Origin of the sequence: Pseudomonas sp. PGPPP1, from assembly GCF_002255865.1 — a bacterium.
GTDB classification, from domain to species: Bacteria; Pseudomonadota; Gammaproteobacteria; order Pseudomonadales; family Pseudomonadaceae; genus Aquipseudomonas; species Aquipseudomonas cremoris.
In genome coordinates, this window is the sequence record NZ_NKIG01000043.1 from 1 (window position 1) to 17,288 (window position 17,288).

At 53.7% G+C, this 17,288-nt stretch carries 18 protein-coding genes, 4 tRNA genes and 1 pseudogene; 12 read left to right on the forward strand and 11 right to left on the reverse strand.

All coding sequences use genetic code 11. The features are described 5' to 3' along the window. Positions 1-38 precede the first annotated feature (38 nt). The 6 genes from purF to CFE47_RS28935 all read left to right on the forward strand — a co-directional run bounded on the left by purF (position 39) and on the right by CFE47_RS28935 (position 4,094). Entirely contained in the window at positions 39-1,544 is a 1,506-nt protein-coding gene (gene purF, locus CFE47_RS28910) for an amidophosphoribosyltransferase (RefSeq protein ID WP_065904549.1), read from the forward strand. Positions 1,545-1,609: 65 nt separating this feature from the next. After that, positions 1,610-2,821, forward strand: coding sequence for an O-succinylhomoserine sulfhydrylase (locus tag CFE47_RS28915; protein WP_286842321.1), 1,212 nt, complete (start codon positions 1,610-1,612; stop codon positions 2,819-2,821). A gap of 11 nt (positions 2,822-2,832) precedes the next feature. Then, positions 2,833-3,597 carry an SDR family oxidoreductase gene (locus CFE47_RS28920; protein WP_065892472.1) on the forward strand — a complete coding sequence of 255 codons (765 nt, stop codon included), beginning with the start codon at positions 2,833-2,835 and terminating at the stop codon, positions 3,595-3,597. Positions 3,598-3,704: 107 nt separating this feature from the next. Then, positions 3,705-3,780 (forward strand) — tRNA-Val (locus CFE47_RS28925). A gap of 55 nt (positions 3,781-3,835) precedes the next feature. Further along, positions 3,836-3,912 (forward strand) — tRNA-Asp (locus CFE47_RS28930). A gap of 105 nt (positions 3,913-4,017) precedes the next feature. Beyond that, positions 4,018-4,094, forward strand: a tRNA-Asp gene (locus CFE47_RS28935). Between the two features lie 256 nt (positions 4,095-4,350). On the opposite strand, the gene CFE47_RS28940 is transcribed toward CFE47_RS28935, so the two are convergent. After that, positions 4,351-5,634, reverse strand: a complete 1,284-nt coding sequence (locus tag CFE47_RS28940; protein WP_286842324.1) for an NAD(P)/FAD-dependent oxidoreductase — start codon at positions 5,632-5,634, stop codon at positions 4,351-4,353. Between the two features lie 184 nt (positions 5,635-5,818). Here CFE47_RS28940 and CFE47_RS28945 point away from each other — a divergent pair. From CFE47_RS28945 to CFE47_RS28955, 3 genes are all read left to right on the forward strand, one after another. Continuing rightward, positions 5,819-5,895: transfer RNA gene (locus tag CFE47_RS28945), tRNA-Val, on the forward strand. 524 nt (positions 5,896-6,419) lie between these two features. Beyond that, positions 6,420-6,872 (forward strand): hypothetical protein, encoded by a 453-nt coding sequence (locus CFE47_RS28950; protein WP_286842327.1) that lies wholly within the window; start codon positions 6,420-6,422, stop codon positions 6,870-6,872. A 65-nt stretch (positions 6,873-6,937) separates the two neighbouring features. After that, positions 6,938-7,309, forward strand: coding sequence for a DUF2513 domain-containing protein (locus CFE47_RS28955; RefSeq protein ID WP_286842329.1), 372 nt, complete (start codon positions 6,938-6,940; stop codon positions 7,307-7,309). Positions 7,310-7,548: 239 nt separating this feature from the next. Here the strand turns inward: CFE47_RS28955 and CFE47_RS28960 are convergent, their stop codons facing one another. From CFE47_RS28960 to CFE47_RS28985, 6 genes are all read right to left on the reverse strand, one after another. Next, positions 7,549-7,905, reverse strand: a complete 357-nt coding sequence (locus CFE47_RS28960) for a hypothetical protein (protein WP_286842331.1) — start codon at positions 7,903-7,905, stop codon at positions 7,549-7,551. 459 nt (positions 7,906-8,364) lie between these two features. Then, the gene (locus CFE47_RS28965) at positions 8,365-9,828 is read right to left on the reverse strand and encodes a DEAD/DEAH box helicase family protein (RefSeq protein WP_286842333.1); all 1,464 of its coding nucleotides are present in this window, start codon (positions 9,826-9,828) and stop codon (positions 8,365-8,367) included. Next, the gene (locus CFE47_RS28970; protein WP_286842335.1) at positions 9,815-10,105 is read right to left on the reverse strand and encodes a hypothetical protein; all 291 of its coding nucleotides are present in this window, start codon (positions 10,103-10,105) and stop codon (positions 9,815-9,817) included. Before CFE47_RS28970 ends, CFE47_RS28965 begins: the two co-directional genes overlap by 14 nt. A 2-nt stretch (positions 10,106-10,107) precedes the next feature. Then, positions 10,108-10,515, reverse strand: coding sequence for a hypothetical protein (locus tag CFE47_RS28975; RefSeq protein ID WP_286842337.1), 408 nt, complete (start codon positions 10,513-10,515; stop codon positions 10,108-10,110). Beyond that, positions 10,512-10,793, reverse strand: coding sequence for a hypothetical protein (locus CFE47_RS28980; protein ID WP_286842340.1), 282 nt, complete (start codon positions 10,791-10,793; stop codon positions 10,512-10,514). Before CFE47_RS28980 ends, CFE47_RS28975 begins: the two co-directional genes overlap by 4 nt. Positions 10,794-11,238: 445 nt before the next feature. Further along, positions 11,239-12,195 (reverse strand): tyrosine-type recombinase/integrase, encoded by a 957-nt coding sequence (locus tag CFE47_RS28985; RefSeq protein WP_286842343.1) that lies wholly within the window; start codon positions 12,193-12,195, stop codon positions 11,239-11,241. Between the two features lie 483 nt (positions 12,196-12,678). Between CFE47_RS28985 and CFE47_RS28990 the strand changes: the two genes are divergently transcribed. Then, positions 12,679-13,014 carry a hypothetical protein gene (locus CFE47_RS28990; protein ID WP_286842346.1) on the forward strand — a complete coding sequence of 112 codons (336 nt, stop codon included), beginning with the start codon at positions 12,679-12,681 and terminating at the stop codon, positions 13,012-13,014. 272 nt (positions 13,015-13,286) lie between these two features. Here the strand turns inward: CFE47_RS28990 and CFE47_RS28995 are convergent, their stop codons facing one another. Further along, positions 13,287-13,697, reverse strand: a complete 411-nt coding sequence (locus CFE47_RS28995; protein ID WP_286842348.1) for a VOC family protein — start codon at positions 13,695-13,697, stop codon at positions 13,287-13,289. A gap of 261 nt (positions 13,698-13,958) precedes the next feature. Here CFE47_RS28995 and gpJ point away from each other — a divergent pair. Further along, positions 13,959-14,220 (forward strand): annotated as a pseudogene (gene gpJ / locus CFE47_RS29000) (TipJ family phage tail tip protein); the annotation flags it as partial. Positions 14,221-14,322: 102 nt separating this feature from the next. Then, positions 14,323-14,772: a hypothetical protein gene (locus tag CFE47_RS29005; protein WP_286842390.1), complete on the forward strand. Its 450-nt coding sequence runs from the start codon at positions 14,323-14,325 to the stop codon at positions 14,770-14,772. 25 nt (positions 14,773-14,797) lie between these two features. Here the strand turns inward: CFE47_RS29005 and CFE47_RS29010 are convergent, their stop codons facing one another. From CFE47_RS29010 to CFE47_RS29020, 3 genes are read right to left on the reverse strand one after another with little or no spacing between them, the layout of a single operon-like run. Beyond that, positions 14,798-16,225, reverse strand: coding sequence for a DHA2 family efflux MFS transporter permease subunit (locus CFE47_RS29010; protein ID WP_286842351.1), 1,428 nt, complete (start codon positions 16,223-16,225; stop codon positions 14,798-14,800). Positions 16,226-16,273: 48 nt separating this feature from the next. Beyond that, positions 16,274-16,459, reverse strand: a complete 186-nt coding sequence (locus CFE47_RS29015; RefSeq protein WP_286842353.1) for a hypothetical protein — start codon at positions 16,457-16,459, stop codon at positions 16,274-16,276. Between the two features lie 8 nt (positions 16,460-16,467). Further along, positions 16,468-17,013 carry a DUF4410 domain-containing protein gene (locus CFE47_RS29020; protein WP_185704124.1) on the reverse strand — a complete coding sequence of 182 codons (546 nt, stop codon included), beginning with the start codon at positions 17,011-17,013 and terminating at the stop codon, positions 16,468-16,470. Positions 17,014-17,288: the final 275 nt, after the last annotated feature.

Sequence of the window (17,288 nt, forward strand, 5' to 3'; positions counted from 1 at the left end):
GTGTTCAGTCAAGATTCATTAAGTAGGGGTTGCGTCGCATGTGTGGCATCGTCGGTATCGTCGGTAAGTCGAACGTCAATCAGGCGCTGTATGACGCGCTAACCGTCCTCCAGCACCGCGGCCAGGACGCTGCCGGTATTGTGACCAGTCACGACGGCCGGTTATTCCTGCGCAAGGACAATGGCCTGGTACGTGACGTGTTCCACCAGCGTCACATGCAGCGCCTGGTCGGGCATATGGGCATTGGCCATGTGCGTTACCCGACTGCGGGTAGCTCGACTTCGGCCGAAGCTCAGCCGTTTTACGTCAACTCGCCTTACGGCATTACCTTGGCGCACAACGGTAACCTGACCAACGTTGAGCAGCTGGCCAAGGAGATTTACGAATCTGACCTGCGCCACGTCAACACCAGTTCCGACTCGGAAGTGCTGCTTAACGTGTTCGCCCACGAACTGGCCCAGCGCGGCAAGTTGCAGCCAACCGAAGAAGATGTGTTCGCTGCCGTGACTGACGTGCACAACCGTTGCGTGGGTGGTTATGCGGTAGTGGCCATGGTCACCGGTTATGGCATCGTCGGCTTCCGTGACCCGCACGGCATCCGTCCGATCGTATTCGGCCAGCGTCACACCGACGAAGGCGTCGAGTACATGATCGCTTCCGAAAGCGTGTCCCTGGACGTGCTCGGCTTTACCCTGATCCGTGACCTCGCGCCGGGCGAAGCGGTGTACATCACCGAAGACGGCAAGCTGCACACCCGGCAGTGCGCCGTGGCACCGAAACTGACCCCGTGCATCTTCGAACACGTGTACCTGGCGCGTCCGGACTCGATCATCGACGGCGTTTCCGTGTACAAGGCGCGTCTGCGCATGGGCGAGAAGCTGGCCGAAAAGATCCTGCGCGAGCGTCCTGAGCACGACATCGACGTGGTCATCCCTATCCCGGACACCAGCCGCACCGCTGCGCTGGAGCTGGCAAACCACCTGGGTGTCAAGTTCCGCGAAGGCTTCGTGAAGAACCGCTACATCGGCCGTACGTTCATCATGCCGGGCCAGGCGGCGCGCAAGAAGTCGGTGCGCCAGAAGCTCAACGCCATCGAGCTGGAGTTCCGCGGCAAGAACGTGATGCTGGTGGACGACTCCATCGTGCGCGGCACCACGTGCAAGCAGATTATCCAGATGGCCCGCGAAGCCGGCGCGAAGAACGTGTACTTCTGTTCCGCGGCGCCTGCCGTACGTTATCCGAACGTATATGGCATCGACATGCCAAGCGCTCACGAACTGATTGCCCACAACCGCACCACCCAGGATGTGGCCGACCTGATCGGCGCCGACTGGCTGATCTACCAGGACCTGCCGGACCTGATCGAAGCGGTTGGCGGTGGCAAGATCAAGATCGACCAGTTCGACTGCGCCGTGTTCGACGGCAAGTACGTGACCGGTGACGTCGATGAGGCCTACCTGAACAAGATCGAGCAGGCGCGTAACGACTCGTCGAAGATCAAGACCCAGGCGGTCAGCGCGATCATCGACCTGTACAACAACTGAGTAGACACCGGCCCTGAGGGGCCGGTTTTGTATCTTAAATAAAGAATCGAGTAAGGAGTGGCAGCATGAGTCAGGAATGGGATGCCGGTCGGTTGGACAGCGACCTCGATGGCGTAGCTTTCGATACCCTGGCTGTGCGTGCCGGCCAGCACCGTACGCCGGAAGGTGAGCACGGTGATCCGATGTTCTTCACCTCCAGCTATGTATTCCGCACCGCTGCGGATGCCGCCGCACGCTTTGCTGGCGAGGTGCCGGGCAATGTGTATTCGCGCTACACCAACCCGACTGTGCGTGCGTTCGAAGAGCGTATCGCTGCGCTGGAGGGTGCCGAGCAGGCCGTTGCCACGGCGACAGGCATGGCAGCGATCCTGGCAGTGGTGATGAGTCTTTGCAGCGCTGGCGACCATGTGTTGGTGTCGCGCAGTGTGTTCGGTTCGACCATCAGCCTGTTCGAGAAGTACTTCAAGCGCTTTGGTATCGAAGTGGACTACGTGCCCCTGGCGGATCTTTCCGGTTGGGATGCGGCGATCAAGGCCAATACCAAGCTGTTGTTCGTCGAGTCGCCGTCCAACCCGTTGGCCGAATTGGTGGATATTGCTGCGTTGTCCGAAGTGGCTCACGCCAAGGGCGCGATGCTGGTGGTGGACAACTGTTTCTGCACCCCGGCACTGCAGCAGCCGCTGAAGCTGGGTGCGGACATCGTCGTGCATTCGGCTACCAAGTTTATCGACGGCCAGGGTCGTTGCATGGGCGGCGTGGTTGCTGGGCGCAGTGACCAGATGAAAGAAATTGTCGGCTTCCTGCGCACCGCTGGCCCGACCTTGAGCCCGTTCAATGCGTGGATCTTCCTCAAGGGCCTGGAAACCCTCAGCCTGCGCATGAAGGCCCACTGCGCCAACGCTCAGGCGCTGGCCGAGTGGCTGGAGCAGCAGGACGGTATCGAGAAGGTGCACTACGCCGGTCTGAAGAGCCATCCGCAACACGAACTGGCCCAGCGCCAGCAGCGTGGTTTTGGCGCCGTGGTAAGTTTTGAAGTGAAGGGCGGCAAAGAGGGCGCCTGGCGCTTTATCGATGCCACGCGACTGATCTCCATCACCGCCAACCTGGGTGACAGCAAGACCACCATCACGCATCCGAGCACCACTTCCCACGGGCGTCTGGCTCCACAGGAGCGTGAAGCTGCCGGTATCCGTGACAGCCTGATCCGCATCGCGGTAGGCCTGGAAGATGTGGCCGACTTGCAGGCTGACCTGGCTCGCGGGCTGGCCGCCTTGTGATCGAGTGGTCCATGGAAGCAGCGGCGGCCAGCAATGGGCGCGTCGCGCTGGTGACGGGCGCCGCCCGAGGCATAGGCCTCGGGATTGCGGCTTGGTTGATCAGCGAGGGCTGGCAGGTGGTGTTGACCGACCTGGACCGTGAGCGCGGCTCCAAGGTGTCCAAGGTGCTGGGTGAAAATGCCTGGTTTATCACCATGGACGTGGCGGACGAAAAACAAGTCGCCCAGGGTGTCGCCGAGGTATTGGGGCAATTTGGGCGCCTGGACGCACTGGTGTGTAATGCGGCGGTCGCTGATCCGCGCAATATCACGCTGGAAAGCCTGGATCTGGCTTACTGGAATCGTGTGTTGGCGGTAAACCTCAGTGGGCCGATGTTGTTGGCCAAGCACTGTGCGCCCTATCTGCGTGCCCATGGCGGCGCCATCGTCAACCTGGCGTCGACCCGGGCCCGGCAATCCGAGCCGGACACCGAGGCCTATGCGGCGAGCAAGGGCGGCCTGTTGGCTCTCACTCATGCTTTGGCCATGAGTCTTGGGCCGGAAGTGCGGGTCAATGCGGTCAGTCCCGGCTGGATCGATGCGCGTGACCCTGCGGCGCGTCGTGCTGAGCCTTTGACCGACGCCGATCATGCCCAGCATCCGGCGGGCAGGGTCGGTACGGTGGAGGATGTCGCGGCGATGGTTGCGTGGTTGTTGTCGCGCCAAGCTGGTTTTGTCACCGGGCAAGAGTTTGTGGTGGACGGCGGCATGAGCAAGAAGATGATTTACAGCGAGTAGGGCGGATAGTCGTCTTGAAGCAATTTTGTCTTTTTCAGAAAAACTTCAAGCAGGCTATTGACTTAGGTCTGCTACCTGCGTAAATTTCGCGGCCTCAACGAAGCAAAGGGTGATTAGCTCAGCTGGGAGAGCATCTGCCTTACAAGCAGAGGGTCGGCGGTTCGATCCCGTCATCACCCACCACTTCTTGAGAGTTTTACCTTCGGGTAAGACGCAACATTAAAGGTTGCACCGACGCGCAGCGGTAGTTCAGTCGGTTAGAATACCGGCCTGTCACGCCGGGGGTCGCGGGTTCGAGTCCCGTCCGCTGCGCCATATTTACCAGGCCTGACTCGTCAGGTTTGAGATTGAACAGCCAAGGCTGATCGATCAGATGTTTAAAGACGGTTGAGGGTTTGCGCTCAACTGGTCAAGCGATACGCAGCGGTAGTTCAGTCGGTTAGAATACCGGCCTGTCACGCCGGGGGTCGCGGGTTCGAGTCCCGTCCGCTGCGCCATATCTGCCTCAAGGCCCACTGAACGCCTTGAAGCACAAAGAAAGCCACTGGCTGCTTTGATCCGATAGCAAAGACCCTGGTCGAAAGACCGGGGTTTTTTGTGTCTGCGATTTGGTGTTGTAGTGAGCGGGCTTGCCCCGCGCTGGGGGGCGAAGCCGCCCTAATAGGATCGCCGCGGTGTGCCAGGTAAACAGCGGTGCCTGGTTTTAGGGCGGCTTCGCCCCCAGCGCGGGACAAGCCCGCTCACTACAAGTGCTCAAAACCCTAGCTTATCCCGTAGGCCGTAATACCATGCCCCCAGTGCCGCGAACGGTGTGCGCAGCAGTTGCCCGCCTGGGAATGGGTAGTGCGGCAATCCGGCAAACGCATCAAAACGCTCTGCCTGGCCTCTCAATGCTTCCGCCAGTACCTTGCCTGCCAGGTGCGTGTACGTCACGCCATGGCCGCTGCAGCCTTGGGAGTAATAGATGTTGTCACCCAGGCGTCCCACTTGCGGCAAGCGCGACAGTGTCAGCAGGAAATTGCCGGTCCAGGCGTAGTCGATCTTCACATCCTTGAGTTGCGGGAAGGCCTTGAGCATTTTCGGGCGGATGATCGCCTCGATATTTGCCGGGTCCCGCGCGCCGTACACCACGCCGCCGCCGAAGATCAGGCGCTTGTCGCTGGTGAGGCGGTAGTAGTCCAGCAGGTAGTTGCAGTCTTCTACGCAGTAATCCTGCGGTAGCAGCGTCTTCGCCAGCTCATCACCCAGGGGGGCGGTGGTGATCACTTGTGTGCCACACGGCATCGACTTGGCCGCCAACTCCGGCACCAGGTTACCGAGGTAGGCGTTGCCTGCAACAATGATGAACTTGGCCCTGACCTTGCCCTCGGCGGTATGCACCACCGGATTGGCGCCACGTTCGATACGCACCGCGGCGGACTGTTCGTAGATTGTGCCGCCCAGGGATTCCACGGCCGCCGCTTCACCCAGTGCCAGGTTAAGCGGGTGGATATGCCCGCCGCTCATGTCCAGCAGGCCGCCGACATAGTTGTCACAGGCCACCACTTCGCGAATGCGGCGTTCGTCCAGCAGTTCCAGCTGCGTATGGCCATAGCGCTCCCACAGGCGCTTCTGCGACTCCAGGTGGCCCATGTGCTTGCTATTGAGCGCGGCGAATACGCCGCCGTCCTTGAGGTCGCACTGGATCTGATACTTGGCGACTCGCTCGCGGATGATCTTGCCGCCTTCAAACGCCATGTCCCCCAACAACTGCGCCTGCTTGGGACCGACACTACGCTCGATCACATCGATGTCGCGGCTGTAGCTGTTGACGATCTGCCCGCCGTTGCGGCCGGACGCGCCAAAGCCTACCTTTGCGGCTTCCAGTACGGTCACGCGAAAACCGTTCTCCAGCAGGAACAATGCGCTGGAAAGGCCGGTGTAGCCGGCACCAATCACACACACATCAGTTTCGACCTCGCCTTGGAGTGCCGGACGAGGCGGCACCGAATTCGCGGAAGCGGCGTAATACGACTGGGGGTAGGGGGTGTTCGCCATCCTGGAACCTCTGTTTTATATTTTTTACGAGTGCCCCGATCCTACCTGAGTTGAAAATTGCCTGCCAGCCACCCGAAAAACACGGGTGCACCCGCCACAAATAAAAAATTCGCATATTCATAGGGTTAGCTGCAAAAAAGATGTTGACACCCCTTCGGAATTCCGTAGAATGCCGCCTCACAGCAGGCACGTAGCTCAGTTGGTTAGAGCACCACCTTGACATGGTGGGGGTCGTTGGTTCGAGTCCAATCGCGCCTACCAAACAAAATCCGCTCTGCTGGGCGGTCTAGAAGGGCTCACCGAAAGGTGGGCCCTTTTTTGTTGCCTAAGAAAACGTTCACAAATTATAGGCTTCGTTCACACAAGGCAATGTGAACGTGGATTCATGCCTGCCTCTGTTCACACTCAGATTTGTGAACGACTCTACCTAACCCATTGATATGCATGGCTCGTTCACTATCTTGTCTAGGTGGTGGTACGTTCGCAGGCTCACTCCCTTGCCCGTTGCTCGTGCCTCGCAAGGGCAGGCTTCTAACCAACTGAGCTACGTGCCTGCTGTGAGGCGGGTACGCCTGTCGGCCACGCTCAACACCCTACGCTCTGTAGTGAATCCTGAACGCTCTGTGTGCTGCTGTAGGGCTGGCGGGGGCGTCTCTCTAGGGGTGGGGCAGGGGGTGTGGGGTGGGGTGCTTATATATGCAATGGTGCTTTTCAGTTTCTGCTGAAAATCCCAAGCTTCAATGGGGCTGCTATAGTGTCATAAGGCTATAGCGTGAGGGGCTATCATGAGTGAGTACACTTTAACAAAAGAGATACTCAGCAGGTCTCATTCGGCGTCGTGGGATGAGGCTAAACTCGAATGGAAGCTGCATAATATTTATGAGGCTGATGAGTTTGAAACCTGCTTATGTGGTCACTATCCCATCAAAGAAGTATGTGTACTTCAGAATAGTCGGAATCAAAACATGGCAACGGTAGGTAACTGTTGTGTAAAAAAATTTATTGGCCTTCCCTCTGATCTTATTTTTCAAGCGGTAAAGCGTGTAAGGAAAGATGGGGAGAAGTCACTAAATTTTGAAGCTATCGCACATGCTCACGCAAAAGGATGGATCAATGACTGGGAGTTTAAATTTTCCGCTGATACTATGAATAAGAGAAAGCTCACTGGTAATCAGCTTGAAAAGAGAATGCAGGTTAATCAGAAAATGCTTAATAATATGAAGCGACGTAGCGACTAGCTTTAGAGTGCTCATTTTTGTATCTATATAAGTTTCTAGTTTTTTATTTTTGGAGAAGGTGGTTGATGAAAAGAGATCTGGATTTAGTGCGCAAAATTCTCATATATTATGAGGAGAAAGACTTTGATGGGATGGATCGAACCATTGAAATAGATGGATATAGTGAGAGTTTGATTAACTATCACCTGTTACTGATGGACGAGGCGGGGTTGTTAAGATGTGAGAGGTCTACCTCAAGCAAGACCCCTGACCGCGTAATCAAAGTTTATCCTTTCTCCCTGACTTGGAGTGGCCACGAGTTCTTGAGCGCTGCTAGAAACGAGGGCTTATGGGGTAAAGCGAAGAGTTTGAGCTTGGATAAGGCTGGTGTCCTATCATTTGATATTATGAAGGATTTGCTGATAAGTCTCGCTAAGGAGAAGCTCGGTATTTCATAGTTGCTTGATTGATAGCGTGGATGAATGGGGGTGAATGTCGTGGTGTTAAAAGTATATAATTTTTTTAAAACTGTAATCGGTTATTTGATCGCCTATGGCGTATTATTCTGGCTTTTTGTGTGGGCCGTAAAGATCGCGGCTGTGTTTCTAAGGTTTATAGGTTTTACAATTTGACGTGTAGTCGCAATTTTGAAGTGCTAACATAAAAGCCAATGCACCCCTCCTGTCTTAATAAATAATTATCTTGGTTTGCTGTCTACGAGCTTCATTCGTCGAATATCTGAGTCATATTCTTCCTGAATACGTTTGGCAATGGCGGTTTCACGCTCAACCTCTAATTTACGTGGGCGTCCTACAGGTCTTACGCCACCAGTTACCTTTAGCATCTCTTTAACGGCACTGATGTTTCCATTGACTAGCTCTTGTTTCAATATCTCAATTGATTTGTCATGCCAATAGATACGGTGCTCCTCTTTCCATCCTTGTTCTTCTGCGTAAGAATCAAGCGTGATCATGCTGACGTCTAAACGCTTAGCTAGTACGCAATGTGAGTTTGTCTCAATGTATTCTGTCTTGTCTGTGTCTGTAAGGTTCATGGTTTGTCTCGGTATTTGATTGTTATTATAAGGGTAAGTAAATAGCAGATAATGTTAAGCGTTATAGCTATGAAGCTATAGTCATGCATGATCTGAAGTATTACTAGCTGGGTGTATTGTATGAGGAGTAGGGCGCTTAGGAGGTAGGTCACGTTTTGATAGCTGACGCTTCCTCGATTATATCTTCATCTGAGTTGTTATCATTGGTTGGCATTGTATTGTCCTGAGTTGATGTCTTAACGTCACTGCGTGACAGAAGCAAAAGCAAGAGCACGCCACGGAGTGGCATACGCATAAAGAAAAGATCAAGAGCGATACACTGGTAGGTGCTCTGCTTTTGATTTTTCTTTAATGCGTGCTCTTTGTCGGCTCTGCCGACGTTGCTCTTGATCTTAATTGAGTGTAGGAAGTGTCCACTTTTCCTTAGAGGGTTCTAAGAGAAAGTGGACAGGATTAGCTTCATTCATCAGACTTCAGCCACTTAGATACTATGCTTTTGCTAACGCCCATGGTCGCTGCAATGCTTCGCAATGAGAACCCATCAGATGACAATCCTTTTGCTGTGGTGATGTTGTTCTTTGTCTTGTCTTTTGCATTGCTAGTTGGAGCGTGCCTAGTCAAGTCTTTGAGGATGTAGTGACAACCCGTTAAGTCAAACGCTAGGTGTCGTCCTGATTCTTCGGTAGGTACGAAGTGCATAGTAGGTCTATCGTTATTGAAAGTCCTAATGCTGCTTCGTGTAGCTGCTTGAAATATCAGCTCCCTATAACGCTCATTGCGTAGAGCTTGCTTACCAACTGGGGCGGAAATAGCCATCTTGCAGAGCATTTCAGAGTTATTCTGGTCCTCTACAGTGTTTGGATTACCATGAATCAGGGAGAGCGTATGGTGTACGTCTGAGTATCCATTCAATCCCCTAGCGTCAAAAGGTATACGTATTACGTTAGGGTAATCCTCGAATGGGAACTTGCACCATTCATGAACTTGGACAAGGATGGGTTCGCCTTGTACGAACTCAATAGCGTCACGTAAAAGCGTGTGCCCGTATACTCTATCATTCCACTCCTCGGCTACGCTATTGTCAGGGAGAGTAAGAAGCATGGTCTTGCTAACCTTGCTCCCGCCAATCAATGGAAAGATATAGCTTGGAAACTTGTAGCCCCTGTATTCTGGTGTGAATCTGGAGACTTCAAGAGTGTAACCCTTGGTCAAGGCGTGCTGGTAAGCTAGCGTACCCGTGACGTTAGCACCTAGGATGTGGGTTTCCTGAGCTGCTTCATAGATCCCGCTTAAGTCAAAGTAATCAACTACCCTGATTTGCCACTTCCATTTTCCGTCTTTCTTGTCTACATATTCTTTGATGAATACATCAGCCTTGCCCCTCAGAAGGGCACCAAGGCAGGTACAGATGGTTGACATACCCTTGTCGTTTACCACGTCAGAGTAGGTGGCTCTGGCTTCCTTTGTCATTCCTTGCTTGATAGACGCTCTGGTGGATACGCTATCAATCTCAATGAATTTCTCTAGGAAGTTGGTGTAAGCATGGTCGCCAATATCTTTGGTAAGATTGTTGGCGACTGAGGGTACTTCATCAATGACTACAATCCAGTCCTGTAGGTAGCAGGGGTCTAGGTCCAATAAGGTCTTATGCGTAATGATAAGAACCTTAGGGTCATCCTCAAGGAGTGCGCATTCTACTGTGTCAGTCACGTTCTTATGTGTGTCACTATTGATCACGTAAGCATGAGCTATGCCGATTGCATGAATACGCTTTACGACGTCTTTAGTGAGTACCTTGGTAGGAACAGCGTATACGTATCGCTTGTAGGGTGCTGCATCTAGTTCTTTAATGAACTGTTCTGTCTTGCCTGTGCCTGGGGTAGCTTCTGCTACGTAAATAACCTTTGGGTTACTTGAGTTCAATCAGTTTCCCTTCTGCGATTAAATTATCTATAGTCTGGGTGATATGTCTAGCGTCTGTGAAAGTGCCTTCAAGCTCAGCAGGTAGCGTGCCGCTACCATGAACAGACAGCACCTGATATGAACCATATTGAGTCATGCCATACTCGCTCCCTCTGTAGTCCCTAATGCCAGAGATGAGCTTGTTCTTTTGTTCAATGCTACAGTCGATAGCGCCAAGTGCTGAGCGACGTTGTTCTAGGGTTTTAACTTCTGCTGGTGTCAAGTCTACTGCTTTCATAGTTATTCTCCTTGGTTGTACATTGCACGAATGGCTGCCATCAGTTCCGCTTGCTCTTTTGAAGTGGCCCCTGTGAGCATGGATTTAGTGGTGCCTGTAATATTTCCAAATGCATCGCGCTGGACTATGCTTTGCTTGGCCTGCTGAGCGGATGAGTTATATGCTGTATCCAAGTCAGTAAGCTGTCGAACAAGAGGGTCTGCTTTATAAAGCTCGTCACGTACTCTCTGCTTAGACGCCTTCCATTGTGCTAACGCATCCTTAGATGAAGTCAATGGGTTGCCTCTGGGTGCGGGAGGTTCTTCGACTAGCTGATAGCCACGCTCGATAAGGTCTGTTAGAACTGCCATGGGAGTGTTACCTGTTTGGCGTGCGAGTTCTTGTATGTCATTCATTGTGATTGTGTTCATTGATCTTGCTCCAAGGGAATTATTTTGTATTGGTTGTAAGTTGTAGACCCAAGACGAACCTTTCGAATCGCAATGAGTTTGTGTTCGACTAAGTGTTGGATGGTCTTGCTACATGAGCTGCGTGTTTTACCAGTTGCTGCGGAAAACTCTTCAAGCGAGATTTCACACCACCGTAACCCATCGTCACTTTTGTTTCTGATCATCATCCATGCCAATTTACGGTCTGCTGTATTTAGGCGCATGATTTTACTTTCTATGATTTTGTCTATGTCCATCACGTTCTCTCTTTCATTTCTCTCTGATTTCCTGTTGTGGAAAGTCCACTATCTAGGCAATAAAAAAGACCGCAACCTACTGACTCTGTACAAGCAGTGTTGGGAAGCAATCTTATGCTGGTATAAGCTATACTGATTTTTCGGGGTAAAGGTCTACAAGGCGTGACGTAAATAGTTTAGAAAATTGCTTTCTATACCTATATATACTCGTTTCTGAGAGAAACGGGGACAGCGATTGCGGAAATAATTTCAGTGCCTATAGGTATATACTTAAATCTGAGAGAAAACCCTACACGGATTCTCAAAAATAATGTCTATCCGTAACTCCCATGCACACCCATCCCTTTACTCAATGTCACTGTGAGCCCCTGTGAGGGGCTACAGGCTTACGTTGCTATATGTGTGGCAGTCGATTGCCTATCGTTGTTCCTGTGCGCTCACAGGTGGCTTAATCAATGAGGTGAAGTACATCCTTCGCATTCAAATGAGAATATCTAGCCACTGACCTAGTATCTCTATGCCCCGATACAATCATTATCTGAGCGTTGTTGAATCCCTTCTTGGCTACGTTAGTAATACGCGTGTGCCTTAACTGGTGAAGCTTAACGCTACAGTCAAGCCCTGCCTTGTTCCTTGCCAGCCTAACGGCTTGTGACACTGCATGAGGCGTCACAATAAACAGTCTCCCTCTGTGTGCCTTGTTTGCTACAGCCAGCCTCTGTGCCTCTTTCAATAGCTCTATCGCACGCATGGTCAAGGGCACAGACCTAGTGCCGTTCTTACCGTCCACTACATCCGCGATACGTTCATCCAGGTGAAGGCATTGAGTTGTGAGCTTGAGTATTTCTGAGCGTCTCATGGCTGTCTCATAGGCCAGTTCCACGATTAGGGCCATGGTGGGGGAGAGCTTGTTAAGCAACTGTCTAAGCTCGCCAGCACTGATTACCTTGTCGCTCGACTTGTCGGGCTTGGGTAGGGCTATGTCACTAACGGGGTTGTGTATGTCTATAAGCAGGCCACGCTTCGCGAACCTGAAGAAACGAGACATGAACGCTAGCTGTATGCGGCAGGTAGCAGGCTTGACCGTTTGAAGACGCTTTAGCTTGAAGTCATTGACTAGCTGGGGGGTGATGTCATGGATTGGCTGGGGAAAGGCAGCAAAGAGTTGATCGACGATCTTGATTGCATGGTCATAGCTACCCTTGCCCTTGAGCATGGTTTCGCAATAGGTCATGCCAAGGGTGTATAGGGTGTGCGTCTGATGCGTCTTGGTGACAGCCTCTAACTGGTCAGCCCATGCCTGGGCCAATGCCTGAGTTGGGAATGTTTTGGATTGCGGGGGACTTCCTCTCAACCGAACCTGAGCGTTCCAGTTGCCAGAGGGAAGGGATCGAATGTTAGCCATGATTGACGCCTCATAATGTGAATGGGCGTTCTCTTAGGGCTATAGGCGGCGTGGCCTAGCGCCTAGCATGGTGGCTCTTGACATGGTGGGGGTCGTTGGTTCGAGTCCAATCGCGCCTACCAAACAAAATCCGCTCTGCTGGGCGGTCTAGAAGGGCTCATCGAAAGGTGGGCCCTTTTTTGTTGTCCGCGATTTGCAAAACTTTTGCAAAACCCCCACCTCAGAACGCCAATTCGGCGCCCATCTCCATGTACTCGATCTTCTTTTCGTCGTGCCCTTCCTGATAGTGCTTCGTCACCTTCTCGTCCGCGTGCCCCATGAGTACCTGAATGTCCTCCCTCCGATGCAGGCAGGGCAAGCCTAGCCGAATCGCACGCTTCAGCCGGATCGGCGTCCCGATAGAGGCGGGGAGGGTGCGTGTTAACCTGCAAGGCTTTAGCTCGCTGCTTGTGGGCCTCAGCATCCATAAATAAGGAGCTTTGAATGTCGGTAGTAAGGAATTTTAGGCTGTCGCTATGTTTGGTAGGCATTTGCTTCGCGGCGAGCTCTTTCGCAAATGAGGCTGAAGAGCTGCATCAAACCGCGTTAACTGCTATCGCGATGGAACAAGCTTGCAACAAATCAAACCCGGGAATGAACGCGAGCATCGAAAACGCATTCGCCAACGACCCATCGATGGAGTCAATAAAGCCTGAGGTCAGAAAAGTGCAAGCAGACCCTGCTCATGCCGCCGAAGTAGCAAATATGGTGAGCACCCTAAGCACGCCACCTTTCCTGGCGCTTCAAAAAGATCTGTGTGGTGTTTACGCCCCCAAATAAATTCACGCCGAATACCTTGCTCTGCGGCTCTTGCGAGGTATGCAGTAATGCTCCGTAGAGCAGTGTTTTCACATCAGCTTTTGTGATCAGACATCCTGAGACTGTCTCGGCCCGCCGGTGACCAGGTAGTTATTGGCAGGCTGTAGTGACAGTTCAAATCAGGACATTCCGTCCGGCGCACCCTACGCACCTGAGCTATTCGCCTGAAGTGTTTGCGCAAACACGAAAAAGCCCGCGGTTGGCGGGCTTGAAGCGAGTAATGTCAGTCGCGCTTACGCAGGCAAGTGCACATCGCCACGATGAACTATGTGCACTTTATTGCCGTCCGGATCACGCAGGTAGGCGCCATAATAGCCGTGCCCATAATGCAGGCGCGGCCCTGGTTCACCTGCATCAACACCCCCAGCAAGAAGGCCTGCGGTATAGGCTGCATCGACAGATTCCGAATGTGGCGCGGCGAAAGCCACCATGCTGCCATTTCCCGCGACGGCCTCTTTGAGATCGTAAGGGCAGTAAACATAAAAGCGAGGAAGTGGGCTGTTCGGGGTAACCCAGCATGCAGCAAGCGGCCCTCCATCAGGTGTTACAGCCCGACGGCACAGTCCCAGAGGGATCAGCACCGCATCATAGAAGGTAACGGCCTTATCAAGATCGTTTGTCCCAACGGTTACGTGACTGAACATCCTGTATTCCTACTTACGAAGGCGAGGCGTTATCGTGTCATTTTGAAGGTGGGCGTGTATAGCGGTCGTCGGGTAAGTCGGCGAGGGGGAGTTTCGGCACTCCAAATCGCAGACAAAGAAAAACCCGCGATGGGGGGTAGCGGGTTTAAAGGGATATTCTCTAGGAGCTGGGGTAACCATAAGCTCCCGGATGTGAAAGGGATGTGAAAGATTGCGTTCAGTAGGACGTCGCGGTCGCCCTGGCGAGTTGCATATCTGACAACCGCAAAGGGTATCTACCTCGATAGCACGCCTCTGCAGGACCCTCAGGGCAACATGAATTTTCGAACGTGAAGTGGGAGTGGCGCACTCGCGCAATCGATCAGTCCTACATTCAGGGCATTCCGCTGGTAGAGAACGAAACAACCCTCAGCGCGGAGTTGCGCAGCGGCATACGTGGGTGCGGGCGATCACTAACACGTAGCTCTCGGCTGTGCGTGTACGCTTCGCTTGGCCGGCGCTCCAATCCGTGGCCTCCGGCGGCTTTGTCGTCTTGGATTTTTCCTACGGAAATATCTGCGTATTTCTAAAGTATCCATCTGCCAGGCCGATGCAGTGGGTACTTTCTCGCCATCGGACAACTGGCATGCTTATCAACACTAGCGGTCTCGCCTCCCTACCAAGTCTTGCAAGCGTTGCCAGCCCGACAGATGCCACGAGCAGCAATAGCTCAGCCAAGGCCAGTACGAGCAGCACTGGCGGCCTGACTGTCGACATGAAAGCAGGTTCGCAAAGTGCTGCTGGTGCAGGCGGCACTGGGACTGCTGCATCGAGTTCGGATGATTCCGACACGGTCAAAGAGTTGAAGAAGCAGATCGAGCAGTTGCAAAAGCAGCTTCAAGAGCAGCAACAGGCCTTGCAAGACGTACAGTCCAGCAACCAGAGTGAAGATGCTAAAGCAGCAGCCATTGCCGCGGCACAAACACAGATTGCAGCGACTGCAGCGGCCTTGCAGACGGCGACTTCCGCGCTGCTGCAAGCCCTCACTCAGGAGGGGGGCAGTACGTCGGGTTCAATGGTCAGCACCACGGCCTGAGTGCACGGCGAGTGTGCTGATGTGTTCAAGCGCGCGTCAGCACACTTTCACCCGCACCTGTCGGCAGCCGATATACATCCACCAGCGCCAATATCCCCAGTAGCGCTACTCCGATAAACGCGACTCGAAAATCCCCAGCCTGGGCATGCACCTCATGCCCCTGCACCGTCATGGATGCACGCAGCAAGAGCGCCGCGACTGTCACGCCCATTCCCATGGCCAGTTGGAACGACATGCTGAACAGTGCCGAAGCCTCGCTCATGCGTGCCTTGGGTACGTCCGCAAAGCCAATCGAGTTGTAGCAAGTGAACTGCATCGAGCGTGACAAGCCGCCCACGAACAGTACCGCCGCAATCAGGGCAAACGGTGTCTGCGCGGTGAAAAGCGCGCAGGCTGCGATCGACACCACGCCGATCACCCCATTCACTAGCAGCACCTTGCGAAAACCGTAGCGCTGCATGATGGCTGTGGTGAAGGGTTTCATCGCCAGGTTGCCGGCGAATACTGCCAGCACCAACAATCCTGCATCCACGGGTGATAAGCCAAAGGCGACTTGAAACAGCAGTGGTAGCAGGAACGGCAGTGCGCTGATGGCCAAGCGGAACAGTGAGCCGCCGTAGATGCTAACCCTAAAGGTATTGATCGACAGGGTTTCCAGCGGCAGCAATGGGTCGGTGTAGTGTCGACAGTGATGCACGGCCCACACCGCCAGTAATATCCCTGCTGTCACCAGCCCTATACCTGGGATGAGCATTTCACCGGACTGGCTGCCCAACCACTCAAGGCCGCCAAGCAGTGCCACGCAGGCGCCCGCCAGCAGTACAAAACCTTTTGCGTCGAACTGGCGCACACTCGCTTCGCGGCCTTCAGGAACCAGCCAAAGCGCAGCAGCCAATGCCAGCGCGCCGAGCGGCAGGTTCACATAGAAGATCCAGGGCCATGATGCATGGGTCACGATCAACCCACCGGCCAATGGCCCAAGGATCGGCGCCACCAGGCCTGGCCAGGTGATGATTGCGATCATCTTTACCAAGTCTTTTTTATCGGTATTGCGCAGTACCGCCAGCCGCCCTACAGGCACCATCAACGCGCCGCCTATACCTTGCAGGACGCGGGCAAAGACGAACATCTCAAGACTCTGGCTTAATCCGCACAGCAGCGAGGCGAGGGTGAACACGATGATCGCGCCAGCAAACACGCGGCGCGCGCCAAAGCGATCGGCGATCCAGCTGGAGAGGGGTATGAAGATCGCTACGGCGAGGATGTAGGCGGTGATACCGATGTTCATGTCGACCGGCGTCACGCCGAAGGCCGCGGCCATGGTCGGCAACGCTGTGGCGATGACTGTGGCGTCCAGGTTCTCCATGAAGAAAGTGACGGCGACGACCAAGGCAATCAGGCGAGTTTGTACGCTCAGGGTGGTATCGGAAACAGGTGGGGTGGGAGAAGTCACCGGTGCAGCCCCTTGTTCAGTAAAGGTTGGCCATGGCCGGCGTGCGTTCTAACCAGCGCTTCCATACCAGGCTTGAAGCAGCATAAGTTCAACCACCGCCACCAACAGCAAAAACATCACGAATCCGAGTGAAAACACGCGTTTTCGCCGTGGTGGGGTGTAGTAGGTGCTGAGATCGAGCAGGTTGAACACCAGGCCAATCAGTTTCCAGATGAACTCAAGAAATTCGCTCAAGGTTATTTTTACTTAGCCTTGGCACTTTTGATGTCGCTGATCATCTGTTTGGCAATGGCCTGAACCTGTTTTTGCGTCATGGCAGACGCAACGCCCTCCCAAGCCGACGACGACGTATCGTAGGTCCGCGAGCCGATTGGCGTACCGGATTTCAGGTCGGAATAGTCGGCACGGGAAAATACCCAGGCATTACCTACCAGCGCACCGGCGACGTAGCGCGAGCCCGGTTCTATGTAGCGGAACTTGCTGACGTTGATATTGATGCCCACACCGTCTTGACCAGTTGGGGTCACCGAAGGGCTTTCTGTGACATTGAATCCAGCCTGTCGAGCTTCAACTTGAAGTGCGTTATTCCAATCACGCTTGAGCAGGTTCCAGTCCGGGTTCTGCTCGACCTGGCCTTCGCCCTTGATGCTGACCACCAGGTTCTGCTTGGCGGATTCCGGGATCGCCAGTGCGGCGCTGCCACCGCTTTTGACCTTGGCAGCGCAGCCGCCCAGCATGGACAGGGCGACGGCGCAGGAGAGGGCGATCAAGACCTTTTTGGTTTTCATTGAATTTCCATATCCACAACAGTGGTGAGAGAGGCGTGAGCCCAGTAAGAGGGCGGCGATACGATGCGTGAATCCCTCGCGGTCTGTCCACATCTTGTTACGTGTTGGCGTCAATCACCCACAAGAATTATTGGTTTGCAGCAACAATTTTTCTTGTTGGACACCTCTCGCCCCAGGCAGCAAAGTTGCCGCCACTGACGCTCGACCTTCCGGGTCAACAATAAAAAACTGAGCCGACTGCACGCCACTTTCCTGCTGTGAACCCTTTGTTCACA